Source organism: Candidatus Paceibacterota bacterium (genome assembly GCA_028711505.1).
GTDB lineage: Bacteria > Patescibacteriota > Minisyncoccia > JAHISW01 > Tagabacteraceae > JAQTSC01.
The window spans coordinates 218,034-233,962 of sequence record JAQTSC010000001.1; the positions used below are offsets into that span (position 1 = coordinate 218,034).

The window sequence follows — 15,929 nt, forward strand, 5'->3', positions numbered from 1 at the left end:
ATATGGAAGAAGAGCTTTATATCAATGTTCCTCGCCCGTTGCTACAAGACGCAGCCAAAGAAGACTTCGGGAGATTATTAACCGATGATGAACTCGTGGAGGTAGGAAGTCTGGTCGTAGAAGCGGCTATGGCAGCAATCCAAGAGAGTATTAAACAGGTTGTTGAAAAATAACATCTTGCCAATTCTTGCCACTATGATATACTAACTATGACGCCTACATTTCATAATAGCCATTTTGCTACGTTGTAGCTTTTAGTTCCCAGAAAGGGGTTCATCCTCTTACTGCCACTAAAAGCTACGCAAGTGGTTTGAAATGTGGGCGTCCAGTAAGATGTGGTGAGCCCCTTTTTGGGTATTTGGGGACACCGCACAGGTGCCCTTTTTTCTTTTTCCCATTGAGTGCTTCGAGCACTAACGAGCGCCAAGAGTGTCTGGGAGAAAGAAAAAAGGACGCCTTAATAAAATGAATATGAACTACCAAAAACAATTAAGTGTTAGCGAACTAATAATGTGGTCGATTTACTTTTTGTTTTTCTTTTCCATTTTTACCGCAATCAGTACTGGAATAATGCAATGGCTTTTCGAGATAAAAACATTATCTTTAATAGTCGGAATAACTTGTGGAATCGTGGGCTGCTATTTGGTAAGAAACTTACCGCACAAAATGAAAGTAAATGACCGCGGCGGATTATAAACTAACTTCACTTACAAAAATATGACCAATAACATTTCATCAAAAATAAAAGCAATGGTTTTCTGCCGCGTCTCTTCCAAAGAACAAGAAGACACGGGCTACTCGTTGGACTCGCAAGAAAAACTTTTGACCGAGTATGCGAAAAAATACGATTACAAAATTGTAAAAGTCTACCGCATATCTGAATCAGCCAGCGGCAAACAGGTGCGCAAAACTTTTATTGAGGCTTTGCAATTTGCCACAAAAAATAAAATAGAAATTATTTTGTGTGAAAAAATTGACCGCCTTACTCGCAACTTAAAAGATGCCGCCACAATAGATGACTGGGTAAAGGAAGACACGGCGCGCGCAGTTCATTTCGTCAAAGAAAACTTTATCTTGAACCAACAGACGAAGGCTCACGATAATTTTATTTGGGATATGAAAGTTGCTGTTGCCAGATTTTATACCAACAATCTTTCCGAAGAAGTTAAGAAAGGACAAATAGAAAAAATAGCCCAAGGTTGGCTACCAACAAAACCGCCGCTCGGATATAAAACTATCGGCGACAAAGGACACAAGACGCACGTCATTGATGAAGAAGTGGCGCCTTTTATGCGCAAGATGTTTGAATGGTACGCTACGGGCAATTATTCAGTTGCGCGCGTGGAAAAGGAATTGTTTGAGGCTGGGCTGCGCACACGTTCGGGTAAAAAGCTGGGAATGAGTCGAATCCATATGATGCTACAAGACCCGTTCTATTACGGCAAGATGCGCTGGATGGGAAAAGTATTTGCTGGTATGCACAAGCCGCTTATAGAAAAAGATGTGTTTGATAAAGTACAAGGATTACTGCGCCGAAAAACAAACTCACCTCATCTTCGAAAACACAACCCACTTTTTAAGAGCAAAATCTTCTGCGAAAATTGCGGCGGGATGATGACTTGGTATGAGAAGAAAGGACACTGGTATGGGCACTGTAACAACCACGGAGAGTACGCCAGGTGCACTAAAAAGACCTGTATGAGGCAGGAAGCCATAGAAGAACAGATAACCACCGTCTTTGACGTCATAGCCCCTCAAAATGAGGAGGTGCTTGCAGCGATAGTTCAAATCCTTAAAGACAAACACAAGGATATGACCGCCAACCGCGAGAATGATATTAAAAGGTATAATTCGCTCCTGGCTAATGTCCAGACACAGAAAGACAGACTCTACGAAGCCAAGCTAAATAAGGAGGTGCCAGTTGAGTACGTAGAGCGCAAGCTGGCTGAATTAACCACCGAAGCAGAGACTTTGGAAAATACCCTGGTTTCTGTGAGAGACAAGAGCGATGAGCACCAAGCGGCAGGCATTGCCGTACACGAGCTGGCGTTTCGTTCAAAGGAGATTTACGAGGTAGCTGATGACGTTGATATGAAGAGATTGCTTTTGTCTCAATTATTTACGAACTTGCTACAAAATGGGCTTGAAATAAAGAAAGAATACACATCCGCCGCTAAATTATTGATAGAATGGGTGCCAAAGCTAAACAAGGATTACGAACTGCAAAAAAGTGAGCAGATAAAAGGAAAAGACGTCGTTTTGTCGACGTCTTCTCCTGTCTGGCTCCGGTGGTAGGATTCGAACCTACAACCAACTCCTTAACAGGGAGCTGCGCTACCGTTGCGCTACACCGGAATAAAAACTTATTTCCCTATTCTATATTCTGTTCTAATACCCTTCAAGCCTCCGCAATTTATCGTGTTGGCGGATTTTTTCAATCGCTTTGGCTTCAATCTGACGTATTCGCTCGCGGGTAACCCCAAATTCTTTTCCCACTTCTTCAAGCGTGTGAGTGATGCCGTCGGCAAGTCCGAAACGCATCTCCAAAATTTTCTGTTCTCTCGGCGCCAAATCAATCAAAATTTCTTTAAGCTGGTCTTTAAGCAATCTGCGCGCCGCCTGTTGGTCTGGCGACAGAATTTTTTCATCTTCAATAAATTCACCGAGCGTTGAATCGTCTTCGTCGTCTCCGACCGGCGCTTCAAGTGAAATCGTTTCCTGGGAAATCTTCTGCATGTGGCGAATTTTTTCCACCTCAACTCCCATCTCCGCCGCTATTTCTTCGGCGAGGGGATCTCTTCCCAGATCCTGAGTAAGCCGGCGGAAAACTTGCTGATATTTTGAAATCGTTTCAACCATATGAACGGGAATGCGAATCGTTCTCGCCTGATCCGCCAAGGCGCGCGTTATCGCCTGTCTCACCCACCAAGTAGCGTATGTGGAAAATTTAAAACCTTTTCTCCAGTCAAATTTTTCAACGGCGCGGAAAAGTCCGAGGTTTCCTTCCTGTATCAAATCCAAAATAGTAAGGTTCGGAGTGCGATTTATGTATTTTTTGGCGATGGAAACAACCAAACGCAAATTAGCCTGCGCTAATTTCTTTTTCGCTTCGTCATCTCCCTGCTCAATGAGCTTTGCCAATTCTTTTTCTTCCTGCGCGGTGATAAGCGGAATTTTTCCTATCTCTTTCAGATACATCTGGACAGAGTCCGACAACCCGCCGCCTTCTTCAAGAAGTCTGGCTTTCCCTTTTTTGCGAGGAACGGCGTCGGTTTCCAAAAGATCGCTTCCTTCCAATACATCTATTCCCTGCTCTTCGCATTTAACGTAAAGATGGTCAAGAAAAACAATGTCGTTTTCTATATCAGGGAAAGCTTTAAGTATCTCGTTATGAGTTATGAACCCCCGTGTTTTGCCTTTCGCTAAAAGAATCTCTATTTTTTGTTCGTTTGTTATTTTCCCTTTCTTCTGCAAGGGTTCTTTAACAATTACCGCTTTCTCCGGCTTTATGCCGGCTTTTTTAGAAATTTTTTCCGATTTCTTGACTAAAGATTTTCCCTGAGATTTTCCGGAAGATTTAGGTGAAAGATGTTTTTGAGATTTGGCTTTTGCGAGTTTTTTGGGCATTGAGAATAAATATAATACATCTTGCGTTTAAAAACAAGAATCCCGCCCCGTCTTTACACCGGAGCGGGATTCTTTAAAATCCAAAATCTACGCCGAACACAATCCCCAACCGCAAACCGGACAAGAAGCACAGCCTTCCTTAAAAGAAAGTTCCACTTTGCAATTAGGACAATGTGTTATTTTGCCGTTCCCATTTCCATTGCCATTTCCGTTTCCGTTTAAATCTCCGTTCAAAATACTTGAAGACGAAGAATCCAAATACACGGCCATTCCTTCTGCTTTTTCATCTTTCATGCTTTGAAGGTTTGAACGCGGACTTTCGCTCCCCTTGCTACCCTTGGTCATCCTGCTCTTTTTTGTGTCGGCCACCGCCGTTAAAACCTGATCTTTAATTGATTCATCGCGAAACACGGTTACATCTTTACAGCCGAGTTCGTAAGCAAGAATATAAGCTTTTTTCATATCTTCCACCGTCGCGGTCTTGGGGAAATTAATTGTTTTTGAAATTGAAGAATCAATCCATTTCTGGAAAACAGAAAGTGCCCTAACGTGCTCTTCCGGCTTTATGTCATGGCTTACCACAAAAAGTTTTTTAAGTCTCGGAGGAATATAATTTATGCCTTGAACAGATCCGTGATTATCAACAACGTCATTTAAAAGGTCTTCATCAAAAAGCCCTTCCCTTAGCATTACTTTTTCAAAAACCGGGTCAATATAATAGAAAGAACCGACAGCGACGCTTTTCTGATACACAAGCGAATAAACAGGCTCTATGCCGGACGAACACCCGGCTATCATTGAAGTGGAACCCGTGGGAGCCACAACGGTTGTAAAGCTGTTTCTTACGCCATAGCGCTTTATATCGGCGGCAATTTTTTTCCAGTCAAAATTCCAGGATTTTTTGTCGTAAAATCCGGAAAAAGGCAACTTCCCTTCCGCGTAAAAACTCTTCTTAAAAAGAGGGAAAGGTCCCCGTCTTTTAGATATTTCTATTGATTCAAGTTTTGAATGATAGTTTATGAACTCTGTGACTTTTTCCATCATTTCGTGCCCTTTCTGAGAATCGTATGGCAATTCAAGCTCAAAAAGAAAATCTCCAAGCCCCATAATTCCAAGCCCCGCCTTTCTCGTCTTTAAAGACATTTCTTCGATGTCTTTAAGCGGAAATTTGTTCATGTCTATTATATTATCCAAAAACTTAAGGCCAACGCGCGCCGCTCTGGCAATGCCGTCCCAATCAACGGTTTTTTTATCGTGAGAATTTTCTTTTATGAAAGACCACAAATTTATGGCGCCGAGATTGCAGGACTCGTTCGGATAAAGCAAAAGTTCGCCGCAAGGATTAGTCGTAACTATCGGCCCGAGCGCTTTTAGCATCGGGTTGTGTTCATTTATGCGGTCAAAATAAATCACTCCCGGCTCTCCCGACTCCCACGCCTGATACGCGATTTTTTCAAGAAAAATTTTGGGAGAGATATACCCCATTACCACTTTTGTTCTCGGATTCAATAAAGGATAAGGCTTGTCTTTTTTGTAATAGTCCCAAAAATCTCCCATCACTAAAACCGAAATGTTGAAATTCTTCAAAAATTTGTTGCCTGTTTTTGAAGTAATGAATTTTTCTATGTCAGGGTGATTGCTATTCATTATGCCCATGTTCGCTCCGCGCCGTATTCCACCCTGCTTCACCACTTCGGTCATGGTGTCAAAAAGTCTCATAAAACTCAAAGGGCCGGAAGAAGTTCCTCCTGTCGTTTTTATGAAATCGCCTTCGGGCCTTAATTTTGAAAAATTATAGCCAAGGCCGCCGCCGGATTTAAAAATAATAGAAGCCCTTTTTAAGGTTTCCATTATTGAATCAATGGAGTCATCTATATCCAAAGCGAAACAAGCCGAGCCCATGCCAAGATAACTTCCGAAATTCGCGATAGCCGGAGTGTTTGGCATAAATTTTCTGCTCACCATCAACTCTTTCACTTCGTCCATTTCTTTCTGGTACTCTTTAAACTTGTTCTGCTTCAGCATGGAAACAAGATTTTCCCAGCTTGTTTTCATTCTGCCTTCTTTTTCAAAACGCTTAAAAAGCCGGTAAAGACCTTTTACGTGAAAACGGTTGAGAGAATAATCTCCAAGTTTTAAAGTTCCTTCCAAGGCAATCGCTTTCTCGTTTGGAAGTTCCCTTTCTTCTTCGGTGAGTTCGTGAAGCGCTTCAAGAAAATCTTTTTTCGGCTTGCCGCTGACTTTTTTATCGTGCATTACGCTGGCAAGAGTGGCATGTAAGGCAACGCGCTCAAAAAGCTGTTTTGGAGACTCTATAACCCTGCCGTTGTCGTCTTTTCTCAAATAGCGGCTTTTTAAAACCCTTAGAGCATTCGGGTCAAAACGCTTATCAACTTCATCTATCTCCTGTTTATCCAAAATATCCTGCTTTTCCCTCCTTATTTCGCCTCTTTTTTGCCGGTAAAGTATGTATGATTTCGCCACTTTGGCATGGCCTTTATCAACCAAAGACTCTTCTACAAGGTCCTGTATTTCTTCTATGGAGGGAACGGCTTTTGACACCGCTTTTTTGTATTTTTTTTCCAGTTTTTGAAGTACGGCAACCATCACTTCCTCGGCAAGCGGGTAATCTGGCTTGGCGCTTGCCTGAAACGCTTTAAAAACAGCCTGCGTGATGCGGCCTGCGTCAAAATCAACGATCCTTCCGTCCCTCTTTTTTATTTTTTTGGGGGCTGGCAATGGAGAATTTTTTTTCGGTTGCATGATTTTCGCGATTAACTTTCTTCTTGCTGTCTATATCTTACCAAAAACCGGCAACAAAAAACTTGTGGATAAACATGCGGAATTTTTTTCAAAAGTTCGTCAAATTCACTTCGCAAAAAAACGAAAAAATAAAAGCCCCCGCAGGGGGCGAAAAAATTAAAATCAAAAAATCGCGAAAAATAAAAAATCCGCCAGACCTTCGAGCCTGGCGGAAATGAAAAATCTGTTGCTTGGCAAATCATCAAATAACGGCATTGCAGATTTTAAAACTCCCATCAGTCGCAATTCTCGGCCCAAAAGACATACAAACACCCTTGAACCAGGTAAAAATCCCGAGACCCCAAACCGCCTGCGCCACAAAAAGGCCCCACGGCTCTATGGCAAACCAACATGCCCCGTAAAGAAAAAACCCCAGGAAGACAAAAATGGACGCTTCCCATCGGCAGAATGAGACTGCAGTGAAAACTAACACAGAAAAAATAGTGATGACCGGAGAAGTATCCCTAAGAAGACTAAGGAAGAAAAGCCCAAAAAGTCCACAACCCATCGCGGCCATCAAAAAAAAGAAAACACTAAACGCCTGATTAACCCCCCTGTAAAAGGATTTTTTCATAGAAACACCCCCCTTTTTTTATTCTTTTTTTATTGCCAAAAAAATGATTTCAAATCTAATGTATATTATACACCAAAAATTAACCTATTGTCAATAACAATAAACTTATGCAAAAACCCCCTACGGCTGCAAAATATCCTCTGTTCGGCCGTTTACCGACATAATCACACTATTTACCGTTGAAAACTGCTTTAAAGTCTCGGTTATTTGAGCCCTTATGGCAGAAACTCGGCAGGAACCGCCCACCGCCCGCTCCATTTCCCCGTCAAAATCCACTCTGGCAACTCCATTTTCTATAGTTAAACTGTTGATTTTAACGCCCGGGTTTATGGAAGTGGCAAAACCGCATTTTTTCTCAACACTGGCAGGACCTTTTAAAAGTTCTTCAAGCGCCACGCGCGCCACGGCCTGTGTTTTTGCGACTTTTCTTTCCACGGGGAAAACTTTATTGCAGGAAGCCTCCGGATCCAAAATGGAATTATTAAAATATGCTCTTATTGTTATTGTTTCGGTTTCTGAAAAATTTACCGGAATTCTGACCTCCGCCGAATTCTCCGGAAGTCCGGACGGATTATCTTTTTCCAAAACCAAAAAACCGGTTTTCGCCCCTTTTGCGTCAAAACTGATTTCAGTTTCAAATGGCACAAAATTTTCCGTCATCCAATCCCCGCCAGCTTGCGCCGGAACAGCCGCTAAAACTTCTTCTTTTTCATTTAAAATTTTTACAGGAAACGACGCTTCAAAATACCAAGAACCCCTTGCTTCTCCTTTTACAATAAGCGGACTTGAAATCGTATCCCCGGATTTCGGAGACACAAGCCGCACACTGTCGTTTAAAGCGACTCCGTTATTATTATCTTGAAAATTATTTCCGCACGGCTCCGCGGGTTTTTCCGCGTACGGACTGCCATGTTTTACCCACTCCCCTTTTTCTTTATCGCAAATCCACGTATCTTCGTCTCCGCCGATTAAAAAACGCAAAGTTAAAACCAGCGCCGCAATCGCCAAAACGATAAAAATAACAGTTAATATTTTATTCGCCATATTGTTTTTATCAAAAACAACAAACAAAGAAGACGGAAGACAAAACGAATTTGGCGGATTGTGCAGCCCGAGCGGGCATGGATTTTTTCTGAAAGAAAAATGAGCGAGGGCGGAGCCCTTTTGATCACCGCGCAGGAGCGATCGAAAAAAGCCAGATCGTTTTATCTTCCGCCTAAAACGAATTTTCTATTGCTTTTCTATACCCAAAAGTTCCACTTCAAAAATAAGAGTAGAGTTCGGCGGTATTGAACCGATGGCGCGCGAACCATAGCCAAGCTCAGCAGGAATAATGAGTTTTCTTTTTTCTCCGATTTTCATTCCCAAAACTCCCTGGTCCCAACCTTTTATCACATACCCCGATCCAAGCGGAAATGAAAACGGCTGTCCCCTGTCTATACTGGAATCAAACTTTGTTCCGTTTTCCAAAACGCCGACATAGTGCACGGAAACTGTATCGCCGTTTTTCGCTTCCGCGCCAGTTCCCTCTTTTAAAATTTCAATCTTTAATTCTCCTGCTTGATTTTCCATATTTTGATTTTGCGCCGGATCCAACGTTTGCTCTTCCGACTCATTATTAATTTTTGAATAATCGTAAATAAAATACGAAACCAACGCGACCGTTAAAATAACAATGACTAAAACGATTTTATTCATATTATTTCAGGCCAAAAGAAGTTTTAACGGTAACCATTATTTCTTTTTCAATACTGGAAGTGTCATAAGTGCCGTAATCGGACACATCAACGGAATTAAGCGGCAAAACCTGCACTACACCGCTTGAAGCGGACCTTATGCTACCCGTTTTTTTGCCGGCACTTTCCGCGATTTTGTCCGCCCTGTCTTTGGCATCTTTTACCGCGTCAGAAAGCAAAGAAACCCTGGTTTCCGGAAGTTTGGAATAGTAATATTCAAGTGACTGCACCGAGGCTATCGCGCCCTTGACTGCCAATTCGGGTATGGCTTTTGAAAGATTAGTGATTTTTGAGACATCGGCTGATTGAATAATCGCGGTTTGCCGAAGTTCATATTCATTTTCCCCTCCTTGTTTGTTGCTCCAGAATTGATTCATGGAAACAGGGCTAATGGTTGTTTCTGTGGCGGAAATTCCCTTTTGGGCCAAGAGCTCATTTAAAAAGCCGAGGTCGCGGGAGACTTGAGAATTGCCGTACGCAAGCTGGCTCACGGGAACAACGCGCGACAAAACTATTGTCAATTTTGCCTGATCCGAAGTCACCGCTTTTTTGGCGGAACCCGTAACAGTCAAAACGTCTCTGCTGGTCGCGTACTGCGCGTAATAATAAAATCCGCCGAAGATTGAAAAGCTGATTATTAAGGAAATGCCCAAAATGACGGCGAAAGGTATTTTTGAATTTGTCGGAGGCATAATATTTAAAATTTAAGGTTAATTATAGTTTTATTATACAATGAACTAAAAAATCTTAAAATTGACGGTGGCGGTGTTTGGAAGTTTAAGTAAAAAACATGGAACCGTCACTTCTCAAGCGTTTTCCTTAATTCGCTTATAACTGCTTTTTCCCAATACTTCATCGAATACCAACGGATAAGTGGCGTTGCGGCTACGCGTAGCCATGCCTTATGAATTGAAACGCGATAAGTGTAATCGATTAAGGTTCCTTCGGGGGATTTGGAAAATAGCATCTCTTCATGCCCGGAAGTTCCGAATTTAGAGCTTTCATTATCCGAAATGAACCCCTTCCCAGGGAGAATCTGAGTTTTCATTTTTACCGGAAATTTTTTGCCGAACGAACTGGCAATTGCATCCATTTCTACATAATTTCCCTCCCGTTTCTTCACTCGTATTGATTCGGCAACCCTTGGAAAATAATCGGGGAATTTCTCGAAGTCTGTCATCATACTGAAAACATCTTCAACAGGTGCTTTAATAATCCACTGACCATGAAGCGTAATTTCTTTCATCTGGGTAATTTTTCCATGACTTCTTTCAATTTCGCTGAATGTAAAACTTGGCGGAGAGGGCGAGAAGATAGATTCGGTCAGACATTTTTTATCCGCCGTAGGCGGTGACCAAGCTCTCTCCACAAAACGGTGTACTCGGGTTAAGTACCCGTGACTTCAATGTTTATAAGGGTATTTTAGCACGATTTTAGGCCTCGCTTCAAGGCATGTGGGTCGGGGTCTGGCTTTTTAAAAATGCGACAAATGCGACAGTACTTAAGCATTTTTGCTTTACTCAGCAAATGCAGTTAAATGTGGCCAAATTTTGTATTTTCCAAGCACTTTTTCTGGTTCATAGATCTCATACCATGGAGTCATTGCTATTGTATTTTCCTTGCCCTCGACTGGCACAGAGACATATTCGAGCAGTTTCTTGGGCGGTAACACGCCTTCATTTTCTTTTATTAAAAATACTTCAAAACCACTCTGAGGAATAATCCGTGCTTTCAAGACACCTTGTCGAATAAGTTTTCTAACAGTTGGCGACTTCATTTTAAAATAAGTATCAAATTCCCAAGTCGCATACCAATCTTTATCGTTATAGCAAATCTTACCAGAAATAATTTTCTTGTTGACCGCGTCCTGACAAGCAAGACATTTTTTACCCCATTTATCATACCAAAGCTGTTCGTCCTTAATTGAGGCGTGGCAAATACCACAATTATAGGTTTGACCATCCATTAAACAATAACCCTTGGGATGATCTTTTAGTTTTTCTTTAAGTTTTAATTCTCGCACGTGGCTATCAAACAAAATTTTATATAAACCAACCAAACGCTCGCCAGACTCACGAGCTTCTTCAAAGGAAATTTCTTTTCCATATTCTTTTTTGAAAATTTCCTGAAATTCTTTAATTGCTTTTTCTGATAAAGACATTTATTTTTTGTTAGCGATCTTATATATAATTTGATCTATACTCTCAAGAGTCTTTTTGGCATCTTTTGCTCTAATTTGACCTTTATATTTTTTCATTAACTCAAAATGACAATTTCTTAATTTTTTATTACTACCACAATAACAATTCCAGTGTCCTTTGATTTTCTTTTTGGTTAGATATTCGATAAATCTATAGACTGCTTTTATATCGTCTGTATTTAATATTTCCTTATAAAATTGAAGGGCTCCGTCTAACCCGTGCGCGTATGCCTTATCCTTGTTTTTGCCACCACTTACCTCGTATTCTATTTGCCAGAGAAAAAATGGCTCAACCAATTTTTTCATAAAATCAAGAATTGTAGATTTTTCGTTCCAGTACAAAAAGATTGCATCTCTAAAACACAAACACGCCTTTCCATCATTTTCAAAATGCCGGTCTGGAACTGTAGGAATTCGATTCCCAGTTTCTCTAACTTCTGGTATTTCTTGTGGAAAGTTATAAGGCACCTGTATATCAATCTTAAAACTATCCAGAATAGTATTTTTACTGTCCCTGATTCTAAGAGTGCCTTTTATATGAACTAGATTATTCTCTATTGAAACGACTAGGGTTGGATAATTTTTGTCAATTTCTGATTTGAGGGAGTTAAATAGTTCTTTATTTTGGAGATGCCAATAGTTCATAACTTAGCAATTCAGCCATGGTTTGGGTGCGTTGCCTTGATTGCTATTTGTTTTAAAAGAATTAACCACATAGCTTTTATCAGTATCCTCCGCGATGCCAAATAATTCCTCCCAATTATCATTATTAATCAACTCAATTGCTTTTGTAGCAGCCGCAGACAGATTACTTTTTACGGTACTATCAAATAGCGAACTAAGGTCGTTTCCTGAATTGGCAGGATCCTCAATCGAAATATTATCTATGTTGGTACTTAATTCTTCAAAGAATTTCTTAAGGCATTTCCCTAAACCATCATCATCTTTACTTTTTTCTAGAACCTTAACAACTAAAAGCTCCAAAACAAAAGTTTTTACATCAATTGAATAGATGTTTTTCCAAATCTTAACCAATTTTATTGTTTTGGTTAGTGCACTATCTTTAATATGACTGATATGTACATCAAGATTAGTCTTTAGGCGTTTTTTATCACCCGATGACTGATAAAGAAAAGTGTCACTTTCAGAATCATCAACAAATCTTCCTGGGACAACATCGATATGAAAATCAAATTTATTTTCGCCCTGGAGACGTAACGCTGACTTCTTTGAGACAATCGTATATTGCTTTGATAGCGAATCTTTAACATTATTAAAAATATCTTCCAAATTATCTCCCGCTGAATCATCGTCATGCTTAAAATAACAGACAATATCTAAGTCATAACTAGCTTTTATCATGGTCTCTTTTTTATAAGAACCAGCATATCTAATCACTGGGTTTCCGTCGAAAGAGTCAGAGATAGCCTTCTCCACCTTTGCTTTCTCTTCTTGCATGGCCTTGGCCTCTGCAGAATCTTTTGTTAAACCTTCTTTACTCAATATTTGCTCTAAATATTTTTCTGTTTCCATATTTTTATAATTAATTAATTGTTAATGAATACTTAAATTTACCTTTGTTGTACGTATTATAGATTTTTAATTTTGGGTCAGAATGTTTATTTAATGATCTGCCGCAAACTATCGCCACTGGGGCAGGGACTGCTGGGAAAACATCAATATTTTTTAAACCAACATGCTCATTTTTAATTTTACTTATCGTATCGGAAAAACACTTTTCAAAATTTAATAAGTCTTTTTGCGTTCTTAGAAAGTTGTAATTCGGACTTCCCACTAAAGACAGTTCGTATATATAATATTTTTTGTCTATTTTTGTGGGTAGCAAATCTCGTTTTATTGTTCCAGACAACGATAGTAATAATGCCACCTTGCTCTTATCTTGTCCTTTGTCGGTTAACTTAAACTGGTAATCGGCCTTTGGTTTTCCATTTTTCCACTCCCAGTTTTCTCCGTCACGATGGCGTTGGAATATTTTAGTTTTGATTTTATTATCTAATTTCGAACCCAAATACATAAGAAGCGGCATAGGTCCTATTCCAAAAATTGACACATGTTCTATTTTTTCTCTTTTTAAATCAGAATAGAATTTATCAAGGGTGCTATTGATATCTCGCGATTTTGACTTCCAATAATCACTGCTGTCTTGTCCTGGATTATTAGAAAAATCAACTTCTTCGAATTTGTCTTCACAAGGTATTAATCCAGCTTTCATTAGTGCCTTTACGATATCAGGGGTTGATAATTTAACAGTCTCAGAGTTTATATTGGCAACCATTTTCAAAACTTTTGTTTGTCTTTTCTGATCAAAACTTGTAGATAACAGAATTCGTTTTTCGTGCTCAGCTTTATAATCTTGCAGTTGCTGAGCGGTGTAATATTCATCCTGTCCTGTTTTATCAATTTTCTCATGGCAATCAGGACACGCTAATAGTAAATTACTAACGTTATTTTTATCAGTGATATATTTATTAGCCCTGGGGCCTTTATTACTAAAGGCATATATATGAGCCATTTCTCCCCATACAAATTGTTGCCTTGTTGTGGAATCTTTGATTACTAGCTTGTTACAAATTTCGCACCTACCAGCAGATTTCGCGAATAATAAAACCTTAGTATTTTCCTTAATACCACGACCATTTTTTATTTCTGTAATTTTTATATCTGTATTCATATCTCTATTTTTTAATAACTCTAACAGCGACCCCGTTGACCATATAGCTAGAGCTGTTTATATCTGATTCGTGTAAAATAATCGGTGGAATTTCTTGTGTTGATTCAGAAACAAGACGAATTTCGTGTTTACTGTCATCTTTAAAAAACTTCTTGAAATTGGCCGCACCGTCAATGATGGATAAAACATAATCCCCATTGCTCGGTTGCTGTTTGCAATCAACGATTACATAGTCGCCGTCTTCAATATTTTCACCTCCAATATTTGCCTTATTCAGAGAGTCACCGACAGCTCTCACAGCAATCAGTCCGTCAGGCTTAGATCTCTTAAGCGATGTTTGAGTAATTTTTAAGTATTTCTGGATATCTTCCTGGGCCAACTCCATAGCTGGACCGCAGTTGGCAGATCCAACCAGTGGGATGCTAAATAATTTATCTACAGCAAAAGCTTTAGGTTTCGCCACCCTCTGACGCTTTTTAATATCCAAATACAGAAGTCCTTTCTTTTTAAGTTGATCAAGATGATAGATCACTGTCTGTGGATTGGGAATACCTAGCTCACGGCCTATTTCTCTGAAAGTCATCTTGGAAATATCCTTTTTCTTAGCTAAATCTATTAATTTTTGTTGGTTTTCGTTCATAGGACTTTGTTTATAATTTCTTATTAACTATTTCCATTATAATCTAAGCTGTTTCTAATGTCAATAGATTATTTATTGACACTATTGACGGCACCCAACGATTGGGTATATACTTTAAGTAGGTTTGAATACCAAACAACAAACCCAAGAATCTTACGACAATTGAATAGAAATAATGCAACCTAAATAAAAAGCGAGGGCTTATCCCCTCAATCAGGCCGGAGCACTTATTTCACTACACCAAACACGAAATGCTTTTTTGTGTTGGAAAAGTGAAATAGGTGCTTTTTATTTTGGTCAGGTCGAGCGTTATTCAATTCTTCGTGGTGAGAATTAAAAAAATAATTTATAAATAATATGAACAATCAAAAAATAAACATCGTGGAAGTTCCGATCAATGAACTTCGGGCATCGGAATATAACCCAAGGAAACACTCCAAAGAGCAAGCTGACCAACTTAATGAATCCATAAAAAGATTTGGTTTAGTTGATCCAGTGATTTGTAATAGCGCACCGGAAAGAAAGAATGTCATTATTGGTGGTCACTTCAGAGTTGAGGTAGCCAAAGAAATGGGTATGGTTAATGTTCCAGTAGTATACGTTCAGATAGCCGACTTAAATAAAGAAAAGGAATTAAACCTCCGCCTAAATAAAAATACTGGAGAATTTGATCTCGAACTGCTTGCTGAATTTGATGAGGCATTTTTAGCTGACATCGGATTTGATAGCCAAGAACTGGATGATATTTTCCCGACAGAAGATAATCCCGAACAGTTTGATCTTAAGCAAGAGTTGGAAAAACTAGATATTAAAAGTATCTCTGTACAAAAAGGAGACATCTATGAATTAGATGGCAGTCGCTTAATGTGCGGCGATTCAACAATAGAGGCAGATATGATTAAGCTCATGAACGACAACAAGGCTGATATGTGTTTTACTGACCCACCATACATTCTTGATTATCTTAAAGGCAAAACAAAACAAAAAGACGGGGTAACTACAGGTTTTGGGGCAAAGAAAAATCGTCGTTATCTTGAGACCGACGTTTTACCCGATAACTTTACCGAATTATGGATGGGAAATATAAGCAAAATCGCAAAAGATAATTTTGCCATCATTGTTTACGAGAACTGGAAAAACATCCGAACTATTTGGAATGAGATGGAAAAATACTGGAAGGTTAAAAATATGATTGTCTGGCATTTGCCTAATAGAGTTCAAGGATTTTCAGCTAAGTATAAGTTTTTCAACAAGCACGATATTGCTATGGTCGGAGCAACTGACGACAGGATGCTCAATGAATCGGACGAAATAGAATTATTAGAAAATGAATACGAAACAGCTCTTTATGCCATAAGTGGAAAACCACACTGGGAATCATATGAAAAAGGAAAGAAAATCTGTCCAACTGATTTTATAGAATATGTTTCGGCAGATGAAAAATCATCAGGGCAAGGAGTAATTTTTGGGACCAAGCCCCTAGAGATACTCATTCCTTACATAAAAGTCCTGACTAAACGAGAAGACTTAGTGGTAGGTACCCCAAATCTAAGACACTCTTTGTACAATATTTAGCAGCCAATATAATTGGGGTATATGACAATAACAAAGAAACACCGCATTTCCAAAGAAGTGCGCGACCAAGTGCTTAAAAGGAT

15 protein-coding genes and 1 tRNA gene are annotated in these 15,929 nt (G+C 39.6%); 3 read left to right on the forward strand and 13 right to left on the reverse strand.

Annotated features, from left to right (window positions below; genetic code table 11):
• The first annotated feature begins 2 nt into the window (after window positions 1-2).
• Window positions 3-173, forward strand: coding sequence for a hypothetical protein (locus tag PHC85_01085; GenBank protein MDD5032703.1), 171 nt, complete (start codon window positions 3-5; stop codon window positions 171-173).
• Between the two features lie 544 nt (window positions 174-717).
• On the forward strand, window positions 718-2,295 hold the full coding sequence (locus tag PHC85_01090) for a recombinase family protein (GenBank protein MDD5032704.1): 1,578 nt from the start codon (window positions 718-720) through the stop codon (window positions 2,293-2,295).
• Here PHC85_01090 and PHC85_01095 read toward each other — a convergent pair.
• The 13 genes from PHC85_01095 to PHC85_01155 form a co-directional block, all read right to left on the reverse strand.
• Window positions 2,281-2,355: transfer RNA gene (locus PHC85_01095), tRNA-Asn, on the reverse strand. The two genes, PHC85_01090 and PHC85_01095, sit on opposite strands and share 15 nt — an antisense overlap.
• A 33-nt stretch (window positions 2,356-2,388) precedes the next feature.
• Window positions 2,389-3,627, reverse strand: a complete 1,239-nt coding sequence (locus PHC85_01100) for a sigma-70 family RNA polymerase sigma factor (GenBank protein ID MDD5032705.1) — start codon at window positions 3,625-3,627, stop codon at window positions 2,389-2,391.
• An 87-nt stretch (window positions 3,628-3,714) separates the two neighbouring features.
• Window positions 3,715-6,390 carry an adenosylcobalamin-dependent ribonucleoside-diphosphate reductase gene (locus PHC85_01105; protein ID MDD5032706.1) on the reverse strand — a complete coding sequence of 892 codons (2,676 nt, stop codon included), beginning with the start codon at window positions 6,388-6,390 and terminating at the stop codon, window positions 3,715-3,717.
• 241 nt (window positions 6,391-6,631) lie between these two features.
• Window positions 6,632-7,003 (reverse strand): hypothetical protein, encoded by a 372-nt coding sequence (locus tag PHC85_01110; protein ID MDD5032707.1) that lies wholly within the window; start codon window positions 7,001-7,003, stop codon window positions 6,632-6,634.
• 120 nt (window positions 7,004-7,123) lie between these two features.
• On the reverse strand, window positions 7,124-8,047 hold the full coding sequence (locus PHC85_01115; protein MDD5032708.1) for a GerMN domain-containing protein: 924 nt from the start codon (window positions 8,045-8,047) through the stop codon (window positions 7,124-7,126).
• Between the two features lie 186 nt (window positions 8,048-8,233).
• Window positions 8,234-8,701, reverse strand: a complete 468-nt coding sequence (locus PHC85_01120; protein ID MDD5032709.1) for an FKBP-type peptidyl-prolyl cis-trans isomerase — start codon at window positions 8,699-8,701, stop codon at window positions 8,234-8,236.
• 1 nt (window position 8,702) lies between these two features.
• Complete coding sequence (locus PHC85_01125) at window positions 8,703-9,431, reverse strand: SIMPL domain-containing protein (GenBank protein MDD5032710.1); 729 nt, start codon at window positions 9,429-9,431, stop codon at window positions 8,703-8,705.
• 107 nt (window positions 9,432-9,538) lie between these two features.
• Window positions 9,539-10,108 (reverse strand): hypothetical protein, encoded by a 570-nt coding sequence (locus tag PHC85_01130; protein ID MDD5032711.1) that lies wholly within the window; start codon window positions 10,106-10,108, stop codon window positions 9,539-9,541.
• Window positions 10,109-10,255: 147 nt separating this feature from the next.
• Window positions 10,256-10,900 carry a hypothetical protein gene (locus tag PHC85_01135; protein MDD5032712.1) on the reverse strand — a complete coding sequence of 215 codons (645 nt, stop codon included), beginning with the start codon at window positions 10,898-10,900 and terminating at the stop codon, window positions 10,256-10,258.
• Window positions 10,901-11,584, reverse strand: a complete 684-nt coding sequence (locus tag PHC85_01140; GenBank protein MDD5032713.1) for a hypothetical protein — start codon at window positions 11,582-11,584, stop codon at window positions 10,901-10,903.
• 3 nt (window positions 11,585-11,587) lie between these two features.
• A complete protein-coding gene (locus PHC85_01145; GenBank protein MDD5032714.1) occupies window positions 11,588-12,472 on the reverse strand; it encodes a hypothetical protein in 885 nt (294 codons plus the stop codon).
• Window positions 12,473-12,482: 10 nt separating this feature from the next.
• Window positions 12,483-13,631, reverse strand: coding sequence for an HNH endonuclease (locus PHC85_01150; GenBank protein ID MDD5032715.1), 1,149 nt, complete (start codon window positions 13,629-13,631; stop codon window positions 12,483-12,485).
• Window positions 13,632-13,635: 4 nt separating this feature from the next.
• Window positions 13,636-14,271 (reverse strand): S24 family peptidase, encoded by a 636-nt coding sequence (locus PHC85_01155; protein ID MDD5032716.1) that lies wholly within the window; start codon window positions 14,269-14,271, stop codon window positions 13,636-13,638.
• Window positions 14,272-14,628: 357 nt separating this feature from the next.
• On the opposite strand from PHC85_01155, the gene PHC85_01160 reads away from it, so the two are divergent.
• Complete coding sequence (locus PHC85_01160; protein MDD5032717.1) at window positions 14,629-15,846, forward strand: ParB N-terminal domain-containing protein; 1,218 nt, start codon at window positions 14,629-14,631, stop codon at window positions 15,844-15,846.
• Window positions 15,847-15,929 lie beyond the last annotated feature (83 nt).

Excerpts from the sequence above, each read along its gene's own strand:
- PHC85_01085 (MDD5032703.1), top strand. The coding sequence starts at position 3 with ATGGAAGAAGAGCTTTATATCAATGTTCCTCGCCCGTTGCTACAAGAC.
- PHC85_01090 (MDD5032704.1), top strand. The coding sequence starts at position 718 with ATGACCAATAACATTTCATCAAAAATAAAAGCAATGGTTTTCTGCCGC.
- PHC85_01110 (MDD5032707.1), bottom strand. The coding sequence starts at position 7,003 with ATGAAAAAATCCTTTTACAGGGGGGTTAATCAGGCGTTTAGTGTTTTC.
- PHC85_01145 (MDD5032714.1), bottom strand. The coding sequence starts at position 12,472 with ATGGAAACAGAAAAATATTTAGAGCAAATATTGAGTAAAGAAGGTTTA.
- PHC85_01125 (MDD5032710.1), bottom strand. The coding sequence starts at position 9,431 with ATGCCTCCGACAAATTCAAAAATACCTTTCGCCGTCATTTTGGGCATT.
- PHC85_01135 (MDD5032712.1), bottom strand. The coding sequence starts at position 10,900 with ATGTCTTTATCAGAAAAAGCAATTAAAGAATTTCAGGAAATTTTCAAA.
- PHC85_01100 (MDD5032705.1), bottom strand. The coding sequence starts at position 3,627 with ATGCCCAAAAAACTCGCAAAAGCCAAATCTCAAAAACATCTTTCACCT.
- PHC85_01120 (MDD5032709.1), bottom strand. The coding sequence starts at position 8,701 with ATGAATAAAATCGTTTTAGTCATTGTTATTTTAACGGTCGCGTTGGTT.
- PHC85_01115 (MDD5032708.1), bottom strand. The coding sequence starts at position 8,047 with ATGGCGAATAAAATATTAACTGTTATTTTTATCGTTTTGGCGATTGCG.
- PHC85_01155 (MDD5032716.1), bottom strand. The coding sequence starts at position 14,271 with ATGAACGAAAACCAACAAAAATTAATAGATTTAGCTAAGAAAAAGGAT.
- PHC85_01140 (MDD5032713.1), bottom strand. The coding sequence starts at position 11,584 with ATGAACTATTGGCATCTCCAAAATAAAGAACTATTTAACTCCCTCAAA.
- PHC85_01160 (MDD5032717.1), top strand. The coding sequence starts at position 14,629 with ATGAACAATCAAAAAATAAACATCGTGGAAGTTCCGATCAATGAACTT.
- PHC85_01150 (MDD5032715.1), bottom strand. The coding sequence starts at position 13,631 with ATGAATACAGATATAAAAATTACAGAAATAAAAAATGGTCGTGGTATT.
- PHC85_01105 (MDD5032706.1), bottom strand. The coding sequence starts at position 6,390 with ATGCAACCGAAAAAAAATTCTCCATTGCCAGCCCCCAAAAAAATAAAA.